Below are 24,029 nucleotides of genomic sequence, written 5' to 3'. Positions count from 1 at the left end.
GATCCGACCGATCCGCCGTCGCCGCCACTACCGGCCGTTCTATGCTCGATAGTGTGACGAAGAGCGAGCGGCGACGGCGGATCGGCCGACGTGTCGTGCTCGGCGTCGCCACGCTGATCACGGTGCTCTGCGTCGGGCTGCTCTTCGCCGCGATTCGCAACGACCAGGCCATTTCCGGCAATCTGGGCAACGCGACCGCGCATGTGGACTCGGTTTCGTGGGACCGCACGATCATCCACTTCGAAACCCCGGACGGGATCGTGCACATCCCGGCCAACGGGGTGCTCTACCCGGGCGGCCTGACGGCCGGTGACCTGGTGCGGATCGAGTACGACACCGCGAACCCCGAGCTCGCGCGCGTCGCGGGCCGCACGGCAACGCTCACGCTGCTGCCGTTGAGCAGCACCACGCTGATCACCTGGGGCGTGGCGGTGGCGCTGCTGTGGTGGATCCGGTATCGCGGCCGCGGCACCACGCCCGAGGTCGAGCCGAGGGCCCCGGCACTGAGCGGGAACTGAAAAACCGGCTGCCCGCGCTGGCGGAGAGCCGGTTTCCTCACGCCCGTTTCAGTGCGACTGGACCGGCGGCTGCGCGACGGCGGCCTGCTGGCCCTGCATGGACTGGACCTGCTCGGCCTCGGCCTTGGTCAGCTGGTTGGTGGCGCCGCAGTAGGTGCACACGGTGAAGTACTTCGAGCTGACCGGGAACAGCGGGATCCAGAACAACGTGACCTTCGTGACGGCCCGGCGCAGCGCGTGCGCCGTCGGGTTCTGGCACTGCCCGCACAGGTACGTGGCGGTCGCCAGCTCCAGGATCTTCCGCCGCCAGCCGTAGATGATCATTCACTGACTCCAGTTCGGGGGGATCGGGTTTTCGTGCCCTTCAGACGCACGACCCCCAAGTGAAGATCCCCTGTCAACCACGCGACTTTCCGTGGTCAGACGACTGCAGCGGTCTCCTGCCACCACGCGAGTACTTCCTCGGCCGCGCTCGGCGCGGCGACGAGCAGCCCGTCGGCCGGCAGCGCGGTGCCCGCGCCACGGCGGTCCAGCACCACGGCTCCGGCCTCGATCGCCAGCGCGACCGATCCGGCGACGTCCCACTCGTGATAGCTGTGCAGCACGGCGGCGACGGCGTGGCCCAGCGCGACCTGCGCGATCGACAGCGCGGCCGAGCCGAGCACCCTGACCCCGGCGTGCGCGGCGGCCGCGCGCTCGATGAACAGGCCCATCCCGGGCCACGGCCCTTTGCGGGCCAGTTCGGTGCAAACGATTGCGCCCTCGAAACCGCGCCTGTCCAGCAGCTTGACGGGCTTGCCGTTCGCCCGCGCGCCCCGGCCGCGCGCGGCGGCGTAGATCTGCGCGCGATACGGGTCCGCGACCACGCCGACGACCGGCCCTGACGCGTCGATCAGCGCGAGACTGTAAGCGCACCAAGGAACTCCGGCGACGTAGTTCGCGGTGCCGTCGACCGGATCGACCACCCAGCGGTACGGCGCGTCCTCGGCGCCGATGTCCGCGCCGTACTCCTCGCCGACCACCGGGACCCCGGGGAACTCGGCGGTCAGCACGCGGCGGGTGTGCCGCTCCAGGGTCCGATCCGTGTCGGTGACCCAATCGAAGGGCGAGTCCTTGGTGCCGGGGTGCGCGCCGCGGCCCGCGGTCGCGGTGATCACGTCGGTTGCGTCGTTGGCGAGCCGTCCGGCGACCTCGAGCGCTCGTGACAGCAGGCCCGGTTCGACCGGCTGGGACGGGCGTGCGGATAAAAGGGTCACGCCGCTCTAGTTTGCTCGGGCAGAGTGTCCGGAACGCTACGGCGAGATGAAGTGTGTAACCCCCGGACCCCACGCGCGGCGAGCTTCGAAGAGTTCCGGCAGCGTTCGCGAACTGGTTACGGGGGCTTCCCCGGACGAACCGGACGGGGTGTCACCTTGGGCCTCGTGCGAGTCGCCATCGTCACCGAGAGCTTCCTCCCGCAGGTGAACGGCGTGACCAACTCCGTGCTCCGGGTTGTGGAGCACCTGCGGGAGCGTGCCCACGAGGTGATCGTCATCGCCCCCGGGCTGACCGGACCGGCCGAGTATCGCGGGGCGCCCGTGATCCGCATCCCGGCGGTCGACCTGCCCGTGGTCAATTCGCTGCCGATCGGGCTGCCCACCAGAACGGTGCTGACCGCGATGACCGCGTTCGCCCCGGACGTCGTGCACCTCGCGTCGCCGTTCGTGGTCGGTGCCCGCGGGCTCGCGGCGGCGCGGCGGCTGCGGATCCCGACCATCGCCGTCTACCAGACCGACATCGCGGGATTCGCCACCGCGTACGGACTTCGCCTCGGCGCCCGCGCCGCCTGGCGGTGGTTGCGCCGCCTGCATTCCCGCGCGGACCGCACGCTCGCCCCGTCGTCGCATTCGGCGGGGGAGCTGCGGGAGCACGGGATTCCGCGGGTGTACCGGTGGGGCCGGGGCGTGGACATCCAGAAGTTCTCCCCGGAGCACGCCGACCCGGGGCTGCGCGCCGAGCTGGCGCCGAACGGCGAGTTGCTCGTCGGGTTCGTGGGCAGGCTGGCGCCGGAGAAAGAGGTCGATCGGCTCGTCGCCCTTGGCGCGCTCGAAGGAGTCCGCCCGGTGATCGTCGGCGACGGGCCCGAAATCGACCTGCTTCGCGAACGTATGCCCGGCGCGGCTTTCCTCGGCGCGCGATACGGCCAGGAGCTTTCGACGGCGTACGCGAGCCTCGACGTCTTCGTCCACACGGGTCCGTACGAGACGTTCTGCCAAGCGGTGCAAGAAGCGATGGCGTCCGGGCTCCCGGTGCTGGCGCCCGACGCCGGTGGCCCGCGTGACCTTGTCCTGCCAGGGCGAACCGGCTATCTACTGCCGGCGGACCGCGCCGGGTTCGAAGCGGAACTCGTCGCCAAGGTGGATGCGTTGCGCGATCCGGCGTTGCGCGCCCGCCTCGGTCAGAAGGCACGCAAGGTGGTGCTGGGCCGGACGTGGCCCGCGGTGTGCGACGAACTCGTCGGGCACTACGAGGCTGTGACGGGCCGCGCGGCCCGCGCGGCCTGAGTCGATGCACATCGTCCAGCTCGCCAACTTCTACGGCCCGAAGTCCGGCGGGCTGCGCACCGCGTTGCACCATCTCGGCGCCGGTTACGTCGCGAGCGGCCACGAGGTGACCCTCGTCGTGCCCGGCACCCGGTACGCGGAGGAGGAACTACCCAGCGGCGTTCGCCGGTTTTCCTTGCCCGCGCCCAGAATTCCGGGCACCGGCGGCTACCGCGCGGTCGACCCGTACCGGGTTCGCACGCTGCTGCGGGTGCTGCGCCCCGACCGGCTGGAGGTGTCGGACCGGTTGACCCTGCGCGGCATGGGCACCTGGGCGCGGCGGCACGACGTGCCCAGCATGGTCATTTCGCACGAACGGCTCGACCGGCTGCTGGAGCAGTTCCTGGTGCCCCGCCCGCTCGCCCGGCGCACGGCGGATCTGGCCAACCGCCGGATGGCCGGGCACTACGACAAGGTCGTCTGCACAACGCTGTTCGCGCGCGAGGAGTTCGACCGCATCAGCGCGCCGAACGTGCAGCAGGTCCCGCTGGGGGTGGATCTGGCCGCGTTCGCGCCGCGTATGCGCGACGACGGCTGGCGGCACTCGCTCGCCACCGGCGCCGACGCGCTGATAGTCCACTGTGGACGTTTGTCGCCGGAGAAACATGTGGAACGAAGCGTGGACACGATCGCCGAGCTGACCGAATCCGGGGGCAACGTCCGGCTCGTGATCGCCGGCGACGGCCCACGCCGCCGCGCGCTGGAACGCCGGGCGCGTGGACTGCCGGTGACGTTCCTCGGTTATCTGTCGAACCGGACGGACGTCGCGCGGTTGCTGGCGAGCGCGGACATCTCGCTGGCGCCCGGTCCACACGAGACGTTCGGGCTGGCGGCGTTGGAAGCACTGGCTTCCGGAACTCCCGTGGTGGTCTCGGAATCCTCCGCGCTGCGGGAAATCGTGCGCCCCGGTTGTGGCGCGGCCGTCGCGGACCTGCCGCTCGCCTTCGCGTCCGCCGTGAGCGGACTGCTGGAAAGCCCGGAGGACATCCGGCGAGCGGCGGCCCGCGCGAGGGCCGAGGAATTCACCTGGCCGGCCTCGGTTCGCGGGATGCTGTCCGCCATGCAGGGCTGACCGCGGCTGACCACCTGACCGTGACCGCACCTTCCTGCGCGGCAAGGCTTTCAGCCGACCACGGGTTTGCCGTCGCTGAACCGGATCGGCAGTGAGTACATCCCGCGGGCGTTGTGGTCCTTGTCCAGCCAGCCGTGGAAGAAGATGTGCCCGCCGACCACATCCGCGCCGCCAGGGCCGTCGACGGCGCCGCCGAGACTCTCGGTGGTCAGCAACGGGGTCGCGGATTTCGTGTACGGGCCACCGATGTTCGACGCGGTGGCGTATCCGGTGTGGTAGCCGCTGCTCTTGAAGTAGTCGCCCGAGTAGCACAGCACGTACTGCGAACCGTTGCGCACCAAGGAAGGCGCCTCGACCACGCCGTGTTCCTCCGGCCGGTCGGCCTGGATCAACGGCACTCGGTCGCCGCGCAGGCCGTGCCCGTCGGGCGTGACCTCCTGCAACCAGATCGTGTCGGGGTCGGCGTCGCTCTTGTAGAGCAGATAGCGCTTTCCGTTCGTGTCCATAAAGGACTGGGGGTCGATGTCGGAGCGGTCGGCGCCCACGCACACCAACGGCGCCGGGCTGTCCGGCTGGAACGGGCCACCGGGCGTGCGGCTCGTCGCGGTGCCGAGGCACATCTGCCCGGTCGAAGCGGTGTGCGCGGAGAGGTACATCAGGTAGCTCCCGTCGGGGCTCCGCGAAACGTCGGGCGCCCAGTACTCGCCGGACGAGCTCGCCCACGAAGGCGGGCCGGTGAGCGCGTCTCCGTGCATGGACCACCCGCCGTCGCTTCCGTTCGACTGCGCCAGCTGGACCCGCCCGGACGAGCCTGCCGTGGAAAACGCGTAGTAGCCCGCGTCGCCGGCTACTACGCCGGGATCGGGGAAGTCCTGGTTGATCAACACCTTCGGCGCCGTCGCGGCCTCGGCGGGGGTGCCGGCCACGGAGAGCAGCGCGGCGGCGAGCGTCGTCAGTGCACGGAGTGATCTCTTCGTCATGGCTTCTCTCAACCGAAGTCGGGGTCGGGGTTCCCGGCACTCACATAGCCACTCCCGGCGCCGGTTACACACCGCGAGCGCCGACGCGCGGCAGGTCGCTCTGGGAGTGAAGACACGAGGCGTTTAAGTTCTAGGTATGTCCCGAGCAGACCTCGACAAGGACCCGCACGAGGTCGCCGCCATGTTCGACGGCGTCGCGGCCGGTTACGACCGCGCCAACTCCTTCATGACCTTCGGGTTCGACCGCCGCTGGCGAACCACCACCGCGCGGGTGCTCGACGCGCGCCGAGGGGAGAAGGTGCTCGACCTCGCCGCCGGGACGGGTGTGTCGACCAGTGAGTACGCGCGCAGCGGTGCCTGGTGCCTCGCCGCCGACTTCTCGATCGGCATGCTCCGCAGCGGAAAGCACCGCGGGGTGCCGATGGTGGCGGCCGACGCGCTGCACCTGCCCTTCCCCGACAACACCTTCGACGCGGCGACGATCAGCTTCGGCATCCGCAACTTCGTCGACACGAAGGCCGCGCTGGAGGAGATCCTGCGCGTGGTGCGCCCGGGCGGCAGGCTGGTGATCCTGGAGGCGTCGACCCCGCCGTTCCCGCCGATCAGGTTCCTCTACCGCAAGTTCCTGCTGCGCGCGATGACCCTGCTCGGCCGGTTCACGTCGACCAACCCCGAGGCCTACGCCTATCTCGCCGAGTCGATGGCCGCGTGGCCGGAGCAACGCCGCCTCGCCGAGATCATCGCTTCGGCGGGCTGGCGCAGCGTGGAATGGTTGAACCTCACGTTCGGCGTCGTCGCCATCCATCGCGCGATCAAGCCACCTCTAGACTGAAGTCATGACTGATGCCCAGGTGATCGTCGTCGGTGCCGGCCCGGCGGGGTCGACCGCCGCCACGTACCTGGCGCGCGCCGGGGTGGACGTGCTGCTGCTGGAGAAGACCGTGTTCCCGCGCGAGAAGGTGTGCGGTGACGGGCTCACTCCGCGCGGCGTCAAGCAGTTGATCGACCTCGGCATCGACACGAGCACCGAGGCGGGCTGGGTGCACAGCCGTGGCCTGCGCATCCTCACCGGCGAGCTGACGCTCGAGCTCGACTGGCCGGACTTGACGAGCTTCCCGCCGTACGGGGTTTCCCGCACCCGCCACGACTTCGACGATCTGCTGGCGAAAACGGCGGTCAAGGCGGGCGCGCGGCTGCAGGAGCGCACCACGGTCACCGGCGCGATCACCGACGAGCGCACCGGGCGCGTGATCGGCGTCGAGGCGAAGACCGGCCCGGACAAGACGCCGGTCAGCTACTACGCGCCGCTCGTGCTCGCGTGCGACGGCGTCAACGCGAAACTGGCCCGCTCGGTCGGCATCGACACCGACGACAAGCGGCCGATGGGCGTGGCCGTACGGCGCTACTACAAGAGTCCTCGCCACGACGACCCGTTCATCGAGGGCCACCTGGAACTGTGGGACCGCTCGGATCCGCGCGAGCCGAAGCTGCTGCCCGGGTACGGCTGGGCGTTCCCGCTCGGCGACGGCACGGTGAACATCGGGCTCGGCATGCTGTCCACGTCGAAGGCCTTCCGCAACACCGACTACCGCGCGCTGCTGCGCTCGTGGCTCGACTCGACGCCCGAGGAATGGGGCTACCGCGAGGAAAACGCGGTCGGCCGGATCGGCGGCGCCGGGCTGCCGATGGGTTTCAACCGCACCCCGCACTACCGCGACGGCCTGCTCCTGCTCGGCGACGCCGGCGGCATGGTGAGCCCGTTCAACGGCGAGGGCATCTCCTCGGCGATGGAGTCCGCGCAGCTCGCCTCGGAGTTCGTCGTGCAGGCGCTCGCGCGGCCCGAAGGGTCGTCCCGCGAACGGGCGCTGGCCGGTTACCCAGTGGCACTGAAGGAGCTCATGGGCGGGTACTACCGGCTCGGCAACCTGTTCGCGAAGGCCATCGGGCACCCGAGGGTCATGCGGGTCGCGACCAAGTACGGGCTCCGTGTCAACCCCCTGATTCCCTTGATCTATAAGGGTCTTTCGGGTTGCTACGACGCCAAGGGCGGCGACTCGGTCGACCGGATGATCGCTTTGGCGGCGCGTCTCACCCCCAGTGCGTGATCATCTCGCGTGGGTTACGTCACATTGACCCTCCGTACAAACGGACACCGTGGTCGATCTTGATCCGTTTGTCCCAGGTCCCGCGCGTGCGGGCCTTTTCGGCGTCCGTTCGAGGTTAGGTCTGCCTTACCGGAAGGACCCCGCGACAACAATGTGAGGCACGTCCTACACTGCCCCCATGCTTTGTGAACCGCTTCACAACTTCGACGGCAAGCTTGTGAACAAATTCACAAGCCCCGCGGTGTGGCGGAAGGAGTGGGACACGTGTCGGTAGCGCAGAGCGCCTCGGCCAGCCCGGCGATGTATGTGCCATTGGTCCTGTTGTTCGTGCTCGCCGCGGCCTTCGCGGTCGGGTCCGTGCTGCTCGGGCCGCTGGTCGGGCCGAGCCGGTACAACAAGGCCAAGCTGCAGGCCTACGAATGCGGGATCGAACCCTCGCCGCAGCCACTGGTCGGCGGCGGCCGGATGCCGGTCGCCTACTACATCACCGCGATGCTGTTCATCCTGTTCGACATCGAGATGGTGTTCCTCTACCCGTTCGCGGTGTCCGCGGATTCGCTCGGCCTGTTCGGCCTCGTGGAGATCGTGCTGTTCATCGCCACCGTCGGGTTCGCCTACGCCTACGTCTGGCGCCGCGGCGGACTGGATTGGAACTAGGGCAATGGGTCTGGAAGAAAAGCTCCCCAACGGAATCCTGCTGGCCAGCCTCGAGGGCCTGGTCAACTGGGCGCGCAAGAACTCCTTGTGGCCCGCCACTTTCGGGCTCGCCTGCTGTGCCATCGAGATGATGACCACCGGCGGGTCCCGCTACGACATCGCGCGTTTCGGCATGGAGCGGTTCAGCGCGACGCCGCGGCAGGCGGACCTGATGATCGTCGCGGGCAGGGTGACCCAGAAGATGGCGCCGGTGCTCCGCCAGATCTACGACCAGATGGCCGAGCCGCGCTGGGTGCTGGCGATGGGCGTGTGCGCGTCCTCGGGCGGCATGTTCAACAACTACGCGGTGGTGCAGGGCGTCGACCACATCGTGCCGGTCGACATGTACCTGCCCGGCTGCCCGCCGCGGCCGGAGATGCTGCTCGACGCGATTCTCAAGCTGCACGCCAAGATCCAGGACGAGCCGATGGGCCCGCGCCGGGCCGCGCTCCGGGCGGGGCAGCGCACGGAACTGGTCCCCTCGTCGATCAAGTACGCGAAGAAGTGATCCGCTGATGGTGCAAGAGAAACCCGAACCCGGCGGCGAGCAGTCCAGCGCCGAGCGGCCGGAAGGCGGGCTGGAGCCGAGCGGCCCCCGCCCGGCGGAGCCGGTCGTCGCGGGCCGCGCGCGCAAGGGCATGTTCGGCGTGCAGGACAGCGGCGACACCTCCGGCTACGGCGGCCTGCGGCTGCCGGCGTACACCGCGCCCCCGGCGGAACGGCCCTACGGCGGCTGGTTCGACGAGTTCGCCGACCAGTTCTTCGCCGCGCTGAGCGAAAACGGCCTGCCGGCGGAGACCGTGCAGCAGATCACCGTCGACCGCGGCGAGATCACGCTGTACATCGACAAGGAGCATCTGGTGCAGGTGTGCCGGATCCTCCGCGACGACGCGGGGCTGCGCTTCGAACTGTGCAGCTCGGTGTCCGGAGTGGACTACGGGCCGGACGTGCCGCAGCGGCTGCATTCGGTGTACCACCTGACTTCCATGACCTACCGCAGGCGCATCCGGCTCGAGGTCACCCTCGACGTCGAAGACCCGCACCTGCCGTCGGTGGTCGAGGTCTACCCGACGGCCGACTGGCAGGAGCGGGAGGCCTACGACATGTTCGGCATCGTCTACGACGGCCATCCCGCGCTGACGCGGATCCTGATGCCGGACGACTGGGACGGTTTCCCGCAGCGCAAGGACTACCCGCTCGGCGGGATTCCGGTGGAGTACAAGGGCGCGGAGATCCCACCGCCCGATCAGCGGAGGTCGTACTCATGACATCGCCCAAGCACTCTTCCCCGCTGGAGGCGCAATGACCACCGAATACGCGGAATCTCGGGATACCACCGAGGGGCGCGTCTACAACGTCAGCGGTGGCGACTGGGACGACGTGCTCTCCGATGCCGAGCACGACGAGCGCATGGTCATCAACATGGGCCCGCAGCACCCGTCGACGCACGGCGTGCTCCGGCTCGTGCTGGAGCTGGAGGGCGAAACGGTCACCCAGCTCCGGTCGGTGATCGGCTACCTGCACACCGGGATCGAGAAGAACACCGAGTACCGCACCTGGACCCAGGGCGTCACCTTCGTGACGCGGATGGACTACCTGTCCCCGCTGTTCAACGAGCTCGGCTACTGCATGGCGGTCGAGAAGCTGCTGCAGATCGAGGTGCCCAAGCGCGCCCAGCTGATCCGCGTGCTGCTGTGCGAGATCAACCGGATCGGCTCGCACATGGTGTACATCGCCACGGGCGGGATGGAGCTCGGCGCGACCACCGCGATGACGCTCGGGTTCCGCGAGCGCGAAGAGGTGCTGCACCTGCTGGAGTTCCTCACTGGGCTGCGGATGAACCACGCGTTCATCCGTCCCGGCGGGGTCGCGCAGGATCTGCCGTCGGACGGGCTCACCAAGATCAACGAGTTCGTCAAGGTGATGGACGAGCGCCTTCCCTTGTACGACAAGCTCTTCACCGGCCAGCCGATCTGGCGGAACCGGCTCAAGGGCATCGGCTACCTGCCGGTGGACGCGTGCCTCGCGCTCGGCGTCACCGGGCCGGTGCTGCGTTCGGCCGGGCTGCCGTGGGATCTGCGCAAGGTCGAGCCGTACTCCTCCTACGACGAGTTCGAGTTCGACATCCCCACCGCGACCGGCGCGGACTGCTGGTCGCGGTACCTGTGCCGCGTCGAGGAGATGCACCAGTCGCTGCGGATCATCAAGCAGGCCGTGAAACGGCTCGCGGAGCCGGGCCCGGTCATGGTGGAGGACAAGAAGGTCGCGTGGCCCGCGCAGCTGTCGATCTCCAGCGACGGGATGGGCAACTCGCTCGAGCACGTCCGCAAGATCATGGGCCAGTCGATGGAATCCCTCATCCACCACTTCAAGCTGGTGACCGAGGGCTTCAAGGTGCCGGCAGGCCAGGTGTACGCGCCGGTCGAGTCGCCGCGCGGGGAGCTGGGCTTCCACGTCGTGTCCGACGGCGGCACGCGGCCGATGCGGGTGCACGTCCGTGAGCCCAGTTTCGTGAACCTGCAGTCGATGCCCGCGATGTCCGAGGGCGGGCTGGTGGCCGACGTGATCGCCGCCGTCGCCTCGATCGACCCGGTGATGGGAGGGGTGGACCGATGACCGACTCGACGGCGGTCCCGGAGCCAGGGGGTCACGCCGCGCGGACCACGCACGCGGCGGCGGGCGCGGACACCGACGTGGTCGCGATCGCGCCGGATCCCGCTGTGGCGCAAGGGATTCTGGAGGACGCGCCGGCCGCGGAGATCTTCGACGCGGACACCGAGGCGAAGGCACGGAACCTGATCGGCCGGTATCCGCAGTCGCGTTCGGCGCTGCTGCCGATGCTGCACCTCGTGCAGTCGGTGCAGGGGTACGTGAGCCAGGAGGGCATCGCGTTCTGCGCCAGGCAGCTGGAGCTGTCCGAAGCCGAGGTCAGCGCGGTCGCCACGTTCTACACGATGTACAAGCGGCGCCCGTGCGGTGAGCACCTGGTGAGCGTCTGCACGAACACGTTGTGCGCGGCGCTCGGCGGTGACGCGATCTACAAGAAGCTGAGCGAGCACCTCGGGGCAGGCCACGAGGAGACGTCGGGGGAGCCGGGCACGCCGGGCTCGATCACGCTGGAACACGCGGAATGCCTCGCGGCCTGCGACCTCGCGCCGGTGCTGCAGGTGAACTACGAGTACTACGACAAGCAGTCCGAGCAGTCGGCGGTGGAACTCGTGGAAGCCTTGCGCCGCGGGGAAAAGCCGGCGCCGACGCGAGGTGCGCCGCTGACCGACTTCAAGGGCGCGGAGCTGCAGCTCGCCGGGTTCTTCCCGGAGGACGAGGAAACGTACCGGTCCCATGTGGACGGTCCGTCGCAGGCGGTGGAAACCCTGCGCGGGGCCCGGATCGCCGCGGACCGCGGCTGGACGGCCCCCGTGATGGAGGATGTCCCGCTGCCGGAGGTGGAGAAGAAATGACAGACCCACTGACGCCGGTACTCACCAAGCGCTGGCTCTCGCCCGATTCCTGGCGGCTGTCGACCTACGAACAGCTCGAGGGCTACACCGCCATCCGGAAGGCGCTGGCGGGCACGCCGGAGCAGCTCGTCCAGCTGATCAAGGACGCGGGCCTGCGCGGCCGCGGCGGCGCCGGGTTCCCGGCCGGGGTGAAGTGGTCGTTCATGCCGCCGAACGAGGACAAGCCGCACTACCTCGTGATCAACGCGGACGAGGGCGAACCGGGAACCTGCAAGGACATCCCGCTGATGATGGCGGACCCGCACTCGCTGATCGAGGGCTGCGTCATCGCCTCGTACGCGATGCGTTCGCACCACTGCTTCATCTACGTGCGCGGCGAGGCGCTGCACTGCATCCGCCGGCTGAATGCGGCGGTGCGCGAGGCGTACGACGCGGGTTACCTCGGCAAGAACATCCTCGGCTCCGGGTTCGACCTGGAGATCACCGTCCACGCCGGCGCGGGTGCGTACATCTGCGGCGAGGAGACGGCGCTGCTGGACTCCCTCGAAGGACGGCGTGGCCAGCCGCGGCTCAAGCCGCCGTTCCCCGCCGCAGCCGGTCTGTATGCCGCGCCGACCACGGTGAACAACGTCGAGACCATCGCGAGCGCGCCGTACATCGTGAACGCGGGCTCGGACTGGTTCCGCAAGATGGGACGCGAAAAGTCGCCGGGCCCGAAGATCTACTCGATCTCCGGGCACGTCGAGATGCCCGGCCAGTACGAGGCCCCGCTCGGCACCACGCTGCGCGAGCTGCTCGAACTGTGCGGCGGCATGAAGGACGGCATCCCGCTGAAGTTCTGGACCCCTGGCGGTTCGTCCACGCCGATGTTCACCGCCGAGCACCTGGACATCCCGCTCGACTTCGAGGGCGCGGCCGAGGCCGGTTCGATGCTGGGCACCACGGCGGTGCAGGTGTTCAACGAGACGGTGTCCGTGCCGTGGGCCGTGATGAAGTGGACCCAGTTCTACGAGCACGAGTCGTGCGGCAAGTGCACGCCGTGCCGTGAGGGCACGTACTGGCTGGCGCAGATCCTGGAGCGGATGGTCGACGGGCGCGGCACGGAGTCCGACATCGACACCCTGCTCGACGTCTGCGACAACATCCTCGGCCGCTCGTTCTGCGCGCTCGGCGACGGCGCGGTCAGCCCGATCACCAGTGGCATCAAGTACTTCCGCGACGAGTTCCTCGCCCTGTGCGAGAGCAACAAGCGCGAGTTGGTGGGAGCACAGGCATGACGATGGCGCCAGAAGAGCCGAAGACGGAGACCCCGGTCCCGGAGGGGCACGTCAAGCTCACGATCGACGGCGAAGAGGTCATCGCGCCCAAGGGTGAGCTGCTGATCCGCACCGCCGAACGGCTCGGCACGGTGATCCCGCGGTTCTGCGACCACCCGCTGCTCGACCCGGCGGGCGCCTGCCGCCAGTGCCTCGTCGAGGTGGAGATGGGCGGGCGGCCGATGCCGAAACCGCAGGCCTCCTGCACCATGACGGTCGCCGACGGGATGGTCGTCAAGACGCAGCTGACGTCGGCGGTGGCGGACAAGGCGCAGCAGGGCGTGATGGAGCTGCTGCTGATCAACCACCCGCTGGACTGCCCGATCTGCGACAAGGGCGGCGAATGCCCACTGCAGAACCAGGCGATGGCGCATGGCAGGGCGGAGTCGCGGTTCGTCGACAAGAAGCGGACCTTCCCGAAGCCGCTGCCGATCTCGGCGCAGGTGCTGCTGGACCGCGAGCGGTGCGTGCTGTGCCAGCGCTGCACCCGGTTCTCCGCGCAGATCGCCGGTGACCCGTTCATCGATCTGCTCGAGCGCGGCGCGCACCAGCAGATCGGCACGTCGGAGACGGCGGACGTGCTGGACCTGGCGTCCAGGACCACCTCGGGCGAACCGTTCCAGTCGTACTTCTCCGGCAACACGATCCAGATCTGCCCGGTGGGCGCGCTGACCTCGGCCCAGTACCGGTTCCGGTCGCGGCCGTTCGACCTGGTGTCCTCGCCGAGCGTGTGCGAGCACTGCTCGTCGGGCTGCGCGGAGCGCACGGATTTCCGGCGCGGCAAGGTGATGCGCAAGCTCGCGGGCAACGACCCCGAGGTCAACGAGGAGTGGCTCTGCGACAAGGGCCGCTTCGCGTTCCGGTACGCGGCGGCCGAGGACAGGATCCGGCGCCCGATGGTGCGGAACTCTTCGGGTGCGCTGGAAGAAGCCTCGTGGACGGAGGCGCTGCGCGCGGCGGCTGAGGGCTTGACGCGGGCGCGTGACTCGCACGGCGTCGGGGTGCTCGCAGGCGGGCGGCTCACGCTGGAGGACGCGTACGCGTACGCGAAGTTCGCGCGGGTTGCCTTGCGCACCAACGACATCGACTTCCGGTCGCGGCCGCATTCGGACGAGGAGCTGGCTTTCCTCGCCGGGCGCGTCGTCGGCACCGGGCCGGAGAACGGCGTGACGTTCGCAGCGCTGGAGAAGGCGCCGACGGTGCTGACCGTGGCCTTCGAGCCGGAGGAGGAGGCGCCGATCGTCTTCCTGCGCCTGCGCAAGGCGGCGCGGAAGCACGGCACCAAGATCGTCCACTTGGGACAGTGGACCACTTCCTCGGTGCGCAAGACCTCGGGCGAGCTCCTCGCGTGCACGCCGGGCACCGAGCCCGCCGCGCTCGACGCGCTCGGGGACCACGCGCCGGACCTGCACTCCGCACTGGGCGAAGACGGCGCGGTGATCCTGGTCGGCGAGCGGGCGGCCGAGGTGCCGGGCCTGTTCGCGGCCGTCGACAAGCTTTCGGCGCGAACCGGCGCGAAGGTGGCGTGGATCCCTCGCCGGGCCGGTGACCGCGGAGCGCTCGAGGCGGGCGCGGCGCCGACGCTGCTGCCCGGCGGCCGGGCGGTGTCCAGCGCGGACGACCGCGGCGAGGTCGGAGCTGCTTGGGGCGTAACGATTTCCGAGAAGCCGGGCCGGGACACCAGCGGGATGCTGGCGGCGGCCGCGGACGGTTCGCTGAGCGGCCTCGTGGTCGGCGGGGTCGACCCGAACGACCTGCCGGACCCGGATCTCGCGCGGCGGGCGCTGGAGTCGGCGGACTTCGTGGTGAGCCTGGAGCTGCGGCCGAGCGAGGTCACCGAGCGTGCGGACGTGATCCTGCCGATCGCCCCGGACGTCGAGAAGGCGGGCAGCTACCTGAACTGGGAAGGCCGCCGCCGGGAGTTCGACATCACGCTCGAGAACACCGGGGCGCTGCCGGACTGCCGGGTGCTGGACACCCTCGCCGTCGAGATGGACGCGGACCTGTTCACGCAGACTTCGGCCGCGGCGTACGGGGACTTCGCCCGGCTCGGTTCTGTCGCGCCGCGCGGGTTCACCGCGCCGGCCACCAAGGTGGCCGCGAAACCGCTGGCCGAGGGCGAAGCCCGGCTGGCCACCTGGCGGCAGCTGCTGGACAAGGGCTCCCTGCAGGTCGAGGAGCCGCACCTGGCGGGCACGGCCCGCAGGGTGGTCGCGCGGGTTTCGGCGGAAGCGGCGAGGCGGCTGGGCGAGACCGTGACGGTTTCCACCGCGCACGGTGAGATCACGCTTCCGGTCGAGGTGGCCGACCTGCCCGAGGGCGTGGTCTGGCTGCCCACGAATTCCGAGGGTTCCACCGTGCGGGCCACGCTCGGTGCCGGACATGGATCTGTGGTGTCGATCCGCGGAGGTGCGCAGTGATGGGACTGCTGGCGCAGGCGCCGGAACAGCTGACCCGTGCCGAGCTGCTGGCCGATGATCCCTGGTGGCTGATCCTGCTCAAGGCCGTGGTCATCCTGCTGATCGGGCCGATCCTGACGATCTTCCTGATCGTGTGGGAGCGCAAGGCCGTCGGCCGGATGCAGAACCGGCCGGGGCCCAACCGGGTCGGCCCCGGTGGGTACCTGCAGTCGCTGGCGGACGCGCTGAAGCTCCCGTTCAAAGAGCAGATCATCCCGGACACCGCCGACCGCAAGGTGTACTTCCTCGCGCCGGTGATCGGGGTGGTGCCGTCGCTGATCGCGCTGGCGGCGATCCCGTTCGGGCCGCAGGTCTCGATCTTCGGTGAGCAGACCGTGCTGCAGCTGGTGGATCTGCCGGTCGGTGTGCTGGTGATCCTCGCCTGCTCGTCGGTCGGGGTGTACGGGATCGTGCTCGCCGGCTGGTCCTCAGGCTCGCCGTACCCGCTGCTGGGCGGGCTCCGGTCCGCGGCGCAGGTGATCTCGTACGAGATCGCGATGGGCCTGTCGATCGTCGCGGTGGTGCTCTACGCGAAGTCGTTGTCGACCGGCGACATCGTGCAGGCGCAGTCCAGCGGCTGGTACTTCTACCTGCTGCTGCCCAGTTTCCTGATTTATCTGGTCTCTATGGTCGGTGAGACCAACCGCGCGCCGTTCGACCTGCCGGAGGCGGAGTCGGAGTTGGTGGGCGGGTTCCACACCGAGTACTCGTCGATGAAGTTCGCGATGTTCTTCCTCGCCGAGTACGTGAACATGGTGATCGTCTCGGCGTTCTGCACGACGTTGTTCCTCGGTGGCTGGATGTTCCCGTTCGTGGGGCTGGACTCGCCGCTGAACAAGGGCTGGCTGCCGATCATCTGGTTCGGCGTCAAGCTGTTCGCGTTGTTGTTCGGGTTCATCTGGCTGCGCGGCACGCTGCCGCGGTTCCGGTACGACCAGTTCATGAAGCTGGGCTGGAAGGTGCTGGTGCCGGCGAACCTGGTGTGGATCGTGATCGTGACGGCGATCCGCGCGCTGAAGACCAGTGGTGGCGTGTCGACGGCGCAGTGGCTGATCGGTGGCGCGATCGTGGTGGTGATCGTGGTGGCGCTGGCGTTGCTGCTGCCGGACCGGCGGCCGCCGGAGGACGAGGGCGTCCCGATCACCGGCGGCGGTTATCCGTTGCCCCCGGCGAATTTGCAGGTGCCGCAGGTGCCGGATCGCAACGCCGTGAAGAGGAAGAGCCAGCGCCGGGTGAAGGCTTCCGGTGAACCCGCCCAGGTTGGGAGTTCCGATGGGAATGTTTGATCCTCTCAAGGGTTTCGGGGTCACCTTCTCGATGATGTTCAAGAAGGTGGCCACGGAGGAGTACCCGGAGGCCGGTGCCCCGGCCGCGCCGCGGTATCACGGGCGGCACCAGCTGAACCGGCATCCGGACGGGCTGGAAAAGTGCGTCGGGTGTGAGTTGTGCGCGTGGGCCTGCCCGGCGGACGCGATCTTCGTCGAAGGTGGCAACAACACCGAAGAGGCGCGGTACTCGCCCGGCGAGCGTTATGGCGCGGACTACCAGATCAACTACCTGCGCTGCATCGGCTGCGGCCTGTGCATCGAGGCCTGCCCCACCCGCTCCCTCACGATGATCAACTTCTACGAAATCGCCGACGACGACCGGCAGCGGCTCATCTACACCAAGGAAGACCTGCTCGCGCCGTTGCTGCCCGGCATGGAGCAGCCGCCCCACCCGATGCGCCTCGGCGAAGATGAGCAGGACTACTACGTCAACGGCCCCGAACTCGCCCGCGGCCGCGGCGTCCCGGCCGGGGAGACGGTCGAGACCACACACGAGCAGGTGATCTCATGACCGGCTCTGGCTCTGTGGGTTCCGGCACTGCGGGCTCCGGTGCGGTGGGCTCTGTTGCGGTGGGCTCTGCTGCCGGGGGCTCTGTTGCGGTGGGCTCTGTTGCTGTGGCCGCCCCGACCGCCCCGGGCCCACGCGCGGCTCGCGTTCGTGCGGCTGGTGTTCGCGTGACCGGCGCTCGCGCAGGTGGCGTTGGCGCGGTTCGAGTGAGCGGGGTTGGCGCAGATGCAGCTGGCGCTGGCGTGGTTCGCATGGAGGCCGTTGGCGCGGCTGGAGTTCGCGCGGCACGCGCAGCCGATCACGCGGCTGGCGTTCACGTGACACGTGCGGCCGGTGGCGCGGCTCGTGCCGCTGGTGCTGGTGCGGCTGGCGGTCGCGCGCTTCGTGTGGCTGAGGCTGGCGCATCCCGTATGACGGGCGCTCGTGCTGGCGCGCTTGGCGTTGGTGCGGCGCGTCTGACTGGCGTCGGCGTGGTTTGCGGCGCTGGCGTGGGGTCGGTATCGCCCGCGGCAGTGTCCACTGTGGAGGTGGTCGCATGATCGGCGCAACGAGCACTCTCGTCCTCGCGCAGGCGGTGGACCAGAGCACGTCGGTCGGGGAGGCCGTCGCGTTCTGGATCCTCGGACCGGTCGCGCTACTCGGCGCGCTCGGCCTGATCTTCGCCCGCAGCGCGGTGCATTCGGCGCTGTTCCTGGCGATGACGATGTTCTCCCTCGGCGTGCTGTACATGGTGCAGCAGGCCCCGTTCCTCGGCTTCACCCAGATCATCGTCTACACCGGCGCGATCATGATGCTGTTCCTGTTCGTGCTGATGCTGGTCGGGCGCGAAAGCTCCGATTCGGTGGTCGAAGTCCTGCGGGGACAACGGCTTTGGGCGGGCGTCCTCGGCATCGGCATCGCCGGGCTGATCGCCACCGCGCTGGTCCGGGCGCTCAACAACGTCCCACCGGCCACCCCGCCCAACGGCGGCGCCGGCGGGCTCGGCAAGCTGATCTTCACCGACTACCTGTTCTCGTTCGAGCTCACCTCGGCGTTGCTGATCACCGCGGCGCTGGGCGCGATGGTGCTGGCGTTCAACGAAAAGCGCGGCCGCCGTTCGCAGAAGGAGCTCGTCGAGGCCCGGTTCCGCGGCGAGTACGAGCGCATCTCGCCCAAGCCCGGCCCCGGTGTCTTCGCGACCTCCCATTCGGTGATGACCCCGGCGCTGCTGCCCGACGGCACGGTGGCGGAGGAATCGCTCTCCGCGATCATCGAGTCCACGCCGACGGCCAAGCTCGAGGCCGAACGGAAGGCCGTCGAGGGCAACGAACCCCATCCGGACGCGCACGCGCTGAAGGGACCGACGGAATGACCCCGACCTACTACCTGTTGCTCTCTGCCCTCCTGTTCTCGATCGGCGCGGTCGGCGTACTGGTGCGGCGCAACGCGATCGTCGTGTTCATGTGCATCGAGCTCATGCTCAACGCGGTCAACCTGTCCCTGGTCACGTTCGCCCGCATCAACGGCTCGCTCGACGGCCAGGTGATGGCCTTCTTCGTGATGGTCGTCGCCGCCGCGGAGGTCGTGGTCGGGCTGGCGATCATCATGGCGATCTTCAAGACCCGCCGTTCGGCCTCGGTCGACGACACCAACCTGCTCAAGTACTGAAAGGCTCCACCGCCGGCCTGCCTCCACCCCCGGGGCGGAGGCGCTGCGCGCCGCAGAAAGGATCTAAGTGATCGCATCATCGTGGCTGCTGGTCGCGTTCCCGGCACTGGGCGCGCTGATCCTGCTGGCAGGCGGGAAGCGCACCGACGCTTGGGGCCATCTGCTGGGCTGCGCGACCGTCATCGCCTCCTTCGTCTACGGCTTGGTGTTGTTCTTCGGCAGCGACGGCAAGCCCACCGACACGAAGCTCTACTCGTGGTTCCCGGTCGGGAACCTCTCGGTGGACTTCGGGTTCCGGATCGACGCGCTGTCCCTGGTGTTCGTCCTGCTGATCACCGGGGTCGGCTCGCTGATCCACATCTACTCGGTCGGCTACATGGCCGAGGACGCCAACCGGCGCCGCTTCTTCGGGTACCTGAACCTGTTCGTGGCCTCCATGCTGGTTCTGGTGCTGGGCAACAACTTCATCACCCTCTACCTCGGGTGGGAGGGCGTCGGCCTCGCGTCGTACCTGCTCATCGGCTGGTACACCGACCGGCCGTCGGCCGCCACGGCGGCGAAGAAGGCCTTCCTGATGAACCGGGTCGGCGACGTCGGCCTGGCGCTCGCGATCTTCCTGATGTTCAAGTACCTCGGCACGGCCAGCTACGCCGGGGTGTTCGCGAACATCGGGCACGCACCGGCCGGGGTGATCACCGCCATCGCCATCCTGCTGCTGCTCGGCGCCTGCGGTAAGTCCGGCCAGTTCCCGTTGCAGGCCTGGCTTCCCGACGCGATGGAAGGCCCGACGCCGGTGTCGGCCCTGATCCACGCCGCGACGATGGTGACGGCCGGGGTGTACCTGGTGGCCCGGTCGAACCCGATCTTCAACGAGACCGAGAGCGGCAGGCTCATCGTCACCCTGGTCGGCGCCGTGACGCTGCTGATCGGATGCGTCATCGGCTGCGCCTACGACGACATCAAGAAGGTGCTCGCCTATTCGACGGTGAGTCAGATCGGCTACATGATGCTGGCCGTCGGGCTCGGGCCGTTCGGCTACGCGCTGGGCATCATGCACCTGCTGACGCACGGCTTCTTCAAGGCCGGGCTCTTCCTCGGTGCCGGTTCGGTGATGCACGCCATGAACGACGAAGTGGACATGCGCAAGTTCGGCGGGCTGTACAAGCGGATGCCGATCACGTTCGTCACGTTCGGGCTCGGTTACCTCGCGCTCATCGGTTTCCCCTTCCTGTCGGGCTACTTCTCCAAGGACGCCATCATCGAGGCCGCGTTCGGCCAGGAAGGCTGGCGCGGCTGGGTGTTCGGGCTCGCCGCGATGCTGGGCGCGGCGCTGACCGCGTTCTACATGACGCGCCTGGTGCTGATGACCTTCTTCGGCAAGGAACGCTGGAAGGACATCAAGTCCACCGACGGCCGGGACTTCCACCCGCACGAGTCGTCGTCCACGATGACCGTGCCGATGATCATCCTGGCGATCGGCTCCGTCGGCGCCGGCGCGTTCTTCGCGCTCGGCGACAGGCTTTCCGACTGGCTCACCCCGTCGCTGGGTGAGCTCGCCGAGTCGGAGCACAGCGTGCTGCCGAGCGGGTTGATCCCGTGGCTGACCATCCTCCTTTCCGCATTGGGTGTGCTCGTCGCGTGGCTCGTGGTCGGCCGCCGGGACACGCCGGTGGAGCGGCCGCAGAACGTCTCGCCCGTGGTGCGCGCGGCCCGCAAGGACCTCTACGGCAACGCACTCAACGAGACGCTGGTGGCCACCCCGGGTATGTGGCTGACCCGGTTCTCGGTCTACCTGGACAGCCGCGGCGTCGACGGTGCCGTCAACGGCCTCGCCGCCGCACTGGGCGGCGGATCCGGGCGACTACGCAGGCTGCAGACAGGTTTCGTCCGTTCGTACGCGCTTTCGATGCTGGCCGGTTCGTTCGTACTGGTCGCGGCCCTGTTGTTGGTGAGGTTCTCATGACCTGGGTACTGGCCCTCATCCTGCTGCCGCTGGTCGGCGCACTGGTCCTTTGTGGACTGCGGAAGAACGACCGCACGGCGATGACCGTCGCGCTCGCCTTCTCGATCCTCGAGTTCCTGCTGATCATCCCGACCTGGGCGAGCTACCACCCGAGCGGCGCACGCCTGCAGCAGACCACGACGATGGACTGGATCCCGAGCTTCGGCGTGCACCTGTCCTTCGGGGTGGACGGCATCGCGCTGATCATGATCGCGGTGATCACCTTCCTGGTGCCCATCGTGATCGGTGCGCTGGGCACCGCCGACAAGCTGCCGGAAGGCCGCAGCGCCGGCGGGTACCTCGCGCTGATCCTCGTGCAGCAGGCGCTGACCATCGCGGTGTTCGCCGCGACCGACGTGTTCCTGTTCTACGTGCTGTTCGAGATCATGCTGATCCCGATGTACTTCCTCATCGGCGGCTATGGCGGCGCGAACCGGCAGTACGCGGCGGTCAAGTTCTTCCTGTACTCCTTCCTCGGCGGGCTGATCATGCTGGCCTCGGCGATCGGCGCGTACTCGCTCGCCGCGGACAAGCTGGGCAACGGCACGTTCGACTGGGCCACCCTCGTGACGGTGGTGCGGGACGCGCCCACCAGCACCCAGATCTGGCTGTTCCTCGGTTTCTTCCTCGCTTTCGCCATCAAGGCCCCGCTGGTGCCGTTCCACACCTGGCTGCCGGACGCGGCCAGTGAGGCGCCGATCGGCGTGGCGGTGCTGATCGTCGGTGTGCTGGACAAGGTGGGCACCTTCGGGTTCCTGCGCTACTGCCTGCCGATGTTCCCCGAAGCCAGCAAGAAACTCGCGCCGCTGGTGCTCGTGCTCGCCGTGATCGGCGTGCTCTACGGCTCGATCCTCGCCGCCGGGCAGCAGGACATGAAGCGCTTCGTCGCCTACGTGTCCATCGCGCACTTCGGCTTCATCGCGCTGGGCATCTTCGCTTTCACCCAGCAGTCGACCGTCGGCTCGGTGACGTACATGCTCAACCACAGCCTCGCGACCGGGATGCTGATCGTGATGCTGGGGCTGGTGATCGCGCGCGGCGGTTCCACGCGGATCTCCGACTACGGCGGGATGTACAAGGTGACTCCTCTGCTGGGCGGGATGCTGCTCGTCGCGGGACTGTCCACTTTGTCCTTGCCGGGGACCAACTCCTTCGTGAGTGAATTCCTTGTGCTGCTGGGCTCCTTTGACACCGAGCCGGTGTACGCGACGCTGGCGACCTTGGGCATGGTGCTGGCCGCCGCCTACGTGCTCTGGCTGTACCAGCGGCTCATGACCGGGCCCGTGCGCGGCAACGCGTTGGTCGGCGCCGGGGGAGGACCGGGCACGGCCATCGCGCCGGAGCTCGGCGCGCGCAAGACCATCAAGGATCTCGGCGGTAAGGAGCTGGCGATCCTGGTCCCGATGGTCGTGCTGATCATCGGACTCGGGTTCTATCCGAAACCCGTGCTGGACACGGTGGGACCGTCCGTGGACGCCACCCTTTCGGCCATCCAGGGAGGACAGGCGAAGTGATCCAGGTTGTGGCCCAGCAAGGGCAAGGGCTGATCGCGACGCCGCAGATCGAGTACGCGGCCGTACTGCCGGTGCTGATCGTGCTCGGCGCGGGTTGCCTCAGCGTGCTGTTCGAGGCTTTCCTGCCCAAGCACATGCGGTGGCCCGCGCAGGTCGTGCTGAGCCTGCTGGCCGTGGTGGCCGCCGGAATCTCGCTCGTGGTCTACGTGACCAAGTCGCCGAAGGCCGGGGTGACCACGTTCCTCGGGGCGATCTCCGTGGACAAACCCGCGCTGTTCCTCTGGGGCACGCTGCTCGCGCTCGCCCTCGGCGCGGTGCTGCTGATCGCGGACCGATCCGTGGAGCCGGGAGGCGCCTTCGTCGCGCAGGCATCCATCAGGCCCGGCACGTTCCAGGACCGGGCGCAGGTGGGGTCCACCGGGATGCAGACCGAGGTCTTCCCGCTGACGCTGTTCGCGCTCGGCGGCATGATGACCTTCTGCGCGGCCAACGACCTGCTGACCATGTTCATCGCGCTGGAAGTGCTGAGCCTGCCGCTCTACCTGATGTGCGGGCTCGCGCGACGCCGCCGCCTGCTTTCGCAGGAATCGGCCGTGAAGTACTTCCTGCTCGGTGCTTTCTCTTCCGCCTTCTTCCTTTACGGGGTGGCGCTGCTCTACGGCTACGCGAACTCGGTGAAGCTGGCCGACATCGCGCACGCCGCCGCGGGCTCGGACCGCTCGGACGCGTTGCTGTTCATCGGGATGGGCCTGCTGATGGTCGGGCTGCTGTTCAAGGGCTCCGTCGGGCCGTTCCACACCTGGACCCCGGACGTGTACCAGGGCGCGCCGACGCCGGTGACCGCCTTCATGGCGGCCTGCACGAAGGTGGCCGCTTTCGGCGGAATCCTGCGGGTGCTGACCGTCGGGTTCGAATCGACGAGCTGGGAATGGCGCGGCGTGCTCTGGGCCGTGGCCATCGTCTCGATGGTGATCGGTGCCGTACTCGGGCTGACGCAGACCGACGTGAAGCGGATGATCGCCTACTCCTCGATCGCGCACGCCGGCTTCCTGCTCGTAGGCACCATCGCGATGACGGACCAGGGGCTCTCGGGCACGCTGTTTTACCTGCTGGCCTACGGGTTCACCACGCTGGCGGCCTTCGGGGTTGTCACGCTCGTGCGCGATTCCTCCGGTGAGGCCACGCATCTCTCGGCCTGGGCCGGGTTGGCCAAACGGTCTCCGGTGCTGGCGGGGGTGTTCACCTTCCTTTTGCTCGCGCTCGCGGGCATTCCGCTGACGAGCGGTTTCGTCGGGAAGTTCGTGGTGTTCTCCGCCGCGTTGCGCGACGGAATGGCGCCGCTCGTGGTGATCGCGCTGGTGTTCAGCGCTGTGGCGGCGTTCTTCTACCTGCGTGTGGTTGTGCTGATGTACTTCTCGCAGCCGGCGCCCGACGGGCCGACCGTGACCGTGCCAGGTGCGTTCACCACGACCGCGATCACGCTCGGGGTGCTGATCACGCTGCTGCTCGGCGTGGCGCCATCGTTCGCGCTCGACTGGGCCGGCGCGGGGTCCTTCGCTTTCTGACGGGGATATCGGCACAGGGCTTCTTTGGGCGAGGTGGCGCAGCTTTTGCACGTGCCGCCTCGCCAAGCCATGTTGCCTGACTTGCTGGAACGCCGCACGGATCTGATTGTTCGCCGCTCGGCGATTGCGTTTGGTGATTTCGTTCATGGTGGCCAGTCTGCCGGGGTGATGGGTGGCGGGCCAGGGGGAAATGGGGTGCCTGTGGACAAGTGGGGTGGTGTGGACAAGTTCGGGGGTTGCTGGGGTGGGTGATCGAGTGGTTGGTACCGCTGGGGT

The 24,029-nt window shown here is 68.6% G+C and carries 22 protein-coding genes; 19 read left to right on the top strand and 3 right to left on the bottom strand.

Going from position 1 to position 24,029, the window contains the following annotated elements; translation table 11 throughout:
- Window positions 1–41 precede the first annotated feature (41 nt).
- A complete protein-coding gene (locus FPZ12_RS38695; RefSeq protein WP_208026159.1) occupies window positions 42–518 on the top strand; it encodes a DUF3592 domain-containing protein in 477 nt (158 codons plus the stop codon).
- A 48-nt stretch (window positions 519–566) separates the two neighbouring features.
- Here the strand turns inward: FPZ12_RS38695 and FPZ12_RS38690 are convergent, their stop codons facing one another.
- Both FPZ12_RS38690 and FPZ12_RS38685 read right to left on the bottom strand, forming a co-directional pair.
- A complete protein-coding gene (locus FPZ12_RS38690; protein WP_144754852.1) occupies window positions 567–842 on the bottom strand; it encodes a zinc ribbon domain-containing protein in 276 nt (91 codons plus the stop codon).
- Window positions 843–937: 95 nt separating this feature from the next.
- Window positions 938–1,774 (bottom strand): inositol monophosphatase family protein, encoded by an 837-nt coding sequence (locus FPZ12_RS38685; protein WP_144754855.1) that lies wholly within the window; start codon window positions 1,772–1,774, stop codon window positions 938–940.
- A 165-nt stretch (window positions 1,775–1,939) separates the two neighbouring features.
- Here FPZ12_RS38685 and FPZ12_RS38680 point away from each other — a divergent pair, with 165 nt between their 5' ends.
- The gene (locus tag FPZ12_RS38680; protein ID WP_208026158.1) at window positions 1,940–3,061 is read left to right on the top strand and encodes a glycosyltransferase family 4 protein; all 1,122 of its coding nucleotides are present in this window, start codon (window positions 1,940–1,942) and stop codon (window positions 3,059–3,061) included.
- 4 nt (window positions 3,062–3,065) lie between these two features.
- Entirely contained in the window at window positions 3,066–4,172 is a 1,107-nt protein-coding gene (locus FPZ12_RS38675; RefSeq protein WP_144754858.1) for a glycosyltransferase, read from the top strand.
- A 50-nt stretch (window positions 4,173–4,222) separates the two neighbouring features.
- Here the strand turns inward: FPZ12_RS38675 and FPZ12_RS38670 are convergent, their stop codons facing one another.
- Window positions 4,223–5,152: a glycoside hydrolase family 43 protein gene (locus FPZ12_RS38670; protein ID WP_144754861.1), complete on the bottom strand. Its 930-nt coding sequence runs from the start codon at window positions 5,150–5,152 to the stop codon at window positions 4,223–4,225.
- Between the two features lie 136 nt (window positions 5,153–5,288).
- Here FPZ12_RS38670 and FPZ12_RS38665 point away from each other — a divergent pair, with 136 nt between their 5' ends.
- The 16 genes from FPZ12_RS38665 to nuoN all read left to right on the top strand — a co-directional run bounded on the left by FPZ12_RS38665 (window position 5,289) and on the right by nuoN (window position 23,753).
- On the top strand, window positions 5,289–5,984 hold the full coding sequence (locus FPZ12_RS38665) for a demethylmenaquinone methyltransferase (RefSeq protein WP_144754864.1): 696 nt from the start codon (window positions 5,289–5,291) through the stop codon (window positions 5,982–5,984).
- 4 nt (window positions 5,985–5,988) lie between these two features.
- Window positions 5,989–7,257: a geranylgeranyl reductase family protein gene (locus tag FPZ12_RS38660; protein ID WP_144754867.1), complete on the top strand. Its 1,269-nt coding sequence runs from the start codon at window positions 5,989–5,991 to the stop codon at window positions 7,255–7,257.
- Window positions 7,258–7,557: 300 nt separating this feature from the next.
- Window positions 7,558–7,914, top strand: coding sequence for an NADH-quinone oxidoreductase subunit A (locus tag FPZ12_RS38655; protein ID WP_144754920.1), 357 nt, complete (start codon window positions 7,558–7,560; stop codon window positions 7,912–7,914).
- Between the two features lie 4 nt (window positions 7,915–7,918).
- Window positions 7,919–8,461 carry a NuoB/complex I 20 kDa subunit family protein gene (locus FPZ12_RS38650; protein ID WP_144754870.1) on the top strand — a complete coding sequence of 181 codons (543 nt, stop codon included), beginning with the start codon at window positions 7,919–7,921 and terminating at the stop codon, window positions 8,459–8,461.
- Window positions 8,462–8,468: 7 nt separating this feature from the next.
- Complete coding sequence (locus FPZ12_RS38645) at window positions 8,469–9,221, top strand: NADH-quinone oxidoreductase subunit C (RefSeq protein ID WP_144754873.1); 753 nt, start codon at window positions 8,469–8,471, stop codon at window positions 9,219–9,221.
- A 34-nt stretch (window positions 9,222–9,255) separates the two neighbouring features.
- A complete protein-coding gene (locus FPZ12_RS38640; RefSeq protein WP_144754876.1) occupies window positions 9,256–10,569 on the top strand; it encodes an NADH-quinone oxidoreductase subunit D in 1,314 nt (437 codons plus the stop codon).
- Window positions 10,566–11,414: an NADH-quinone oxidoreductase subunit NuoE gene (nuoE, locus tag FPZ12_RS38635; RefSeq protein ID WP_144754879.1), complete on the top strand. Its 849-nt coding sequence runs from the start codon at window positions 10,566–10,568 to the stop codon at window positions 11,412–11,414. Before FPZ12_RS38640 ends, nuoE begins: the two co-directional genes overlap by 4 nt.
- Entirely contained in the window at window positions 11,411–12,691 is a 1,281-nt protein-coding gene (nuoF, locus tag FPZ12_RS38630) for an NADH-quinone oxidoreductase subunit NuoF (RefSeq protein WP_144754882.1), read from the top strand. The genes nuoE and nuoF overlap by 4 nt, the downstream gene beginning before the upstream one ends.
- Window positions 12,688–15,150, top strand: a complete 2,463-nt coding sequence (locus tag FPZ12_RS38625) for an NADH-quinone oxidoreductase subunit G (protein WP_144754885.1) — start codon at window positions 12,688–12,690, stop codon at window positions 15,148–15,150. The genes nuoF and FPZ12_RS38625 overlap by 4 nt, the downstream gene beginning before the upstream one ends.
- Window positions 15,150–16,475 carry an NADH-quinone oxidoreductase subunit NuoH gene (nuoH, locus tag FPZ12_RS38620; RefSeq protein WP_144754888.1) on the top strand — a complete coding sequence of 442 codons (1,326 nt, stop codon included), beginning with the start codon at window positions 15,150–15,152 and terminating at the stop codon, window positions 16,473–16,475. The genes FPZ12_RS38625 and nuoH overlap by 1 nt, the downstream gene beginning before the upstream one ends.
- Complete coding sequence (gene nuoI / locus FPZ12_RS38615) at window positions 16,462–17,028, top strand: NADH-quinone oxidoreductase subunit NuoI (protein ID WP_144754891.1); 567 nt, start codon at window positions 16,462–16,464, stop codon at window positions 17,026–17,028. The genes nuoH and nuoI overlap by 14 nt, the downstream gene beginning before the upstream one ends.
- Window positions 17,029–17,560: 532 nt before the next feature.
- On the top strand, window positions 17,561–18,376 hold the full coding sequence (locus tag FPZ12_RS38610) for an NADH-quinone oxidoreductase subunit J (RefSeq protein WP_144754894.1): 816 nt from the start codon (window positions 17,561–17,563) through the stop codon (window positions 18,374–18,376).
- The gene (gene nuoK, locus FPZ12_RS38605) at window positions 18,373–18,672 is read left to right on the top strand and encodes an NADH-quinone oxidoreductase subunit NuoK (RefSeq protein WP_144754897.1); all 300 of its coding nucleotides are present in this window, start codon (window positions 18,373–18,375) and stop codon (window positions 18,670–18,672) included. The genes FPZ12_RS38610 and nuoK overlap by 4 nt, the downstream gene beginning before the upstream one ends.
- Before the next feature lie 67 nt (window positions 18,673–18,739).
- Entirely contained in the window at window positions 18,740–20,635 is a 1,896-nt protein-coding gene (nuoL, locus tag FPZ12_RS38600) for an NADH-quinone oxidoreductase subunit L (protein WP_144754900.1), read from the top strand.
- Entirely contained in the window at window positions 20,632–22,188 is a 1,557-nt protein-coding gene (locus FPZ12_RS38595) for an NADH-quinone oxidoreductase subunit M (RefSeq protein ID WP_144754904.1), read from the top strand. The genes nuoL and FPZ12_RS38595 overlap by 4 nt, the downstream gene beginning before the upstream one ends.
- Window positions 22,188–23,753, top strand: a complete 1,566-nt coding sequence (gene nuoN, locus FPZ12_RS38590; RefSeq protein ID WP_424923691.1) for an NADH-quinone oxidoreductase subunit NuoN — start codon at window positions 22,188–22,190, stop codon at window positions 23,751–23,753. Before FPZ12_RS38595 ends, nuoN begins: the two co-directional genes overlap by 1 nt.
- Window positions 23,754–24,029: the final 276 nt, after the last annotated feature.

This window comes from Amycolatopsis acidicola, from assembly GCF_007713735.2.
Classification (GTDB): Bacteria; Actinomycetota; Actinomycetes; order Mycobacteriales; family Pseudonocardiaceae; genus Amycolatopsis_E; species Amycolatopsis_E acidicola.
This window is presented reverse-complemented; position numbering and strand designations above follow the sequence as displayed.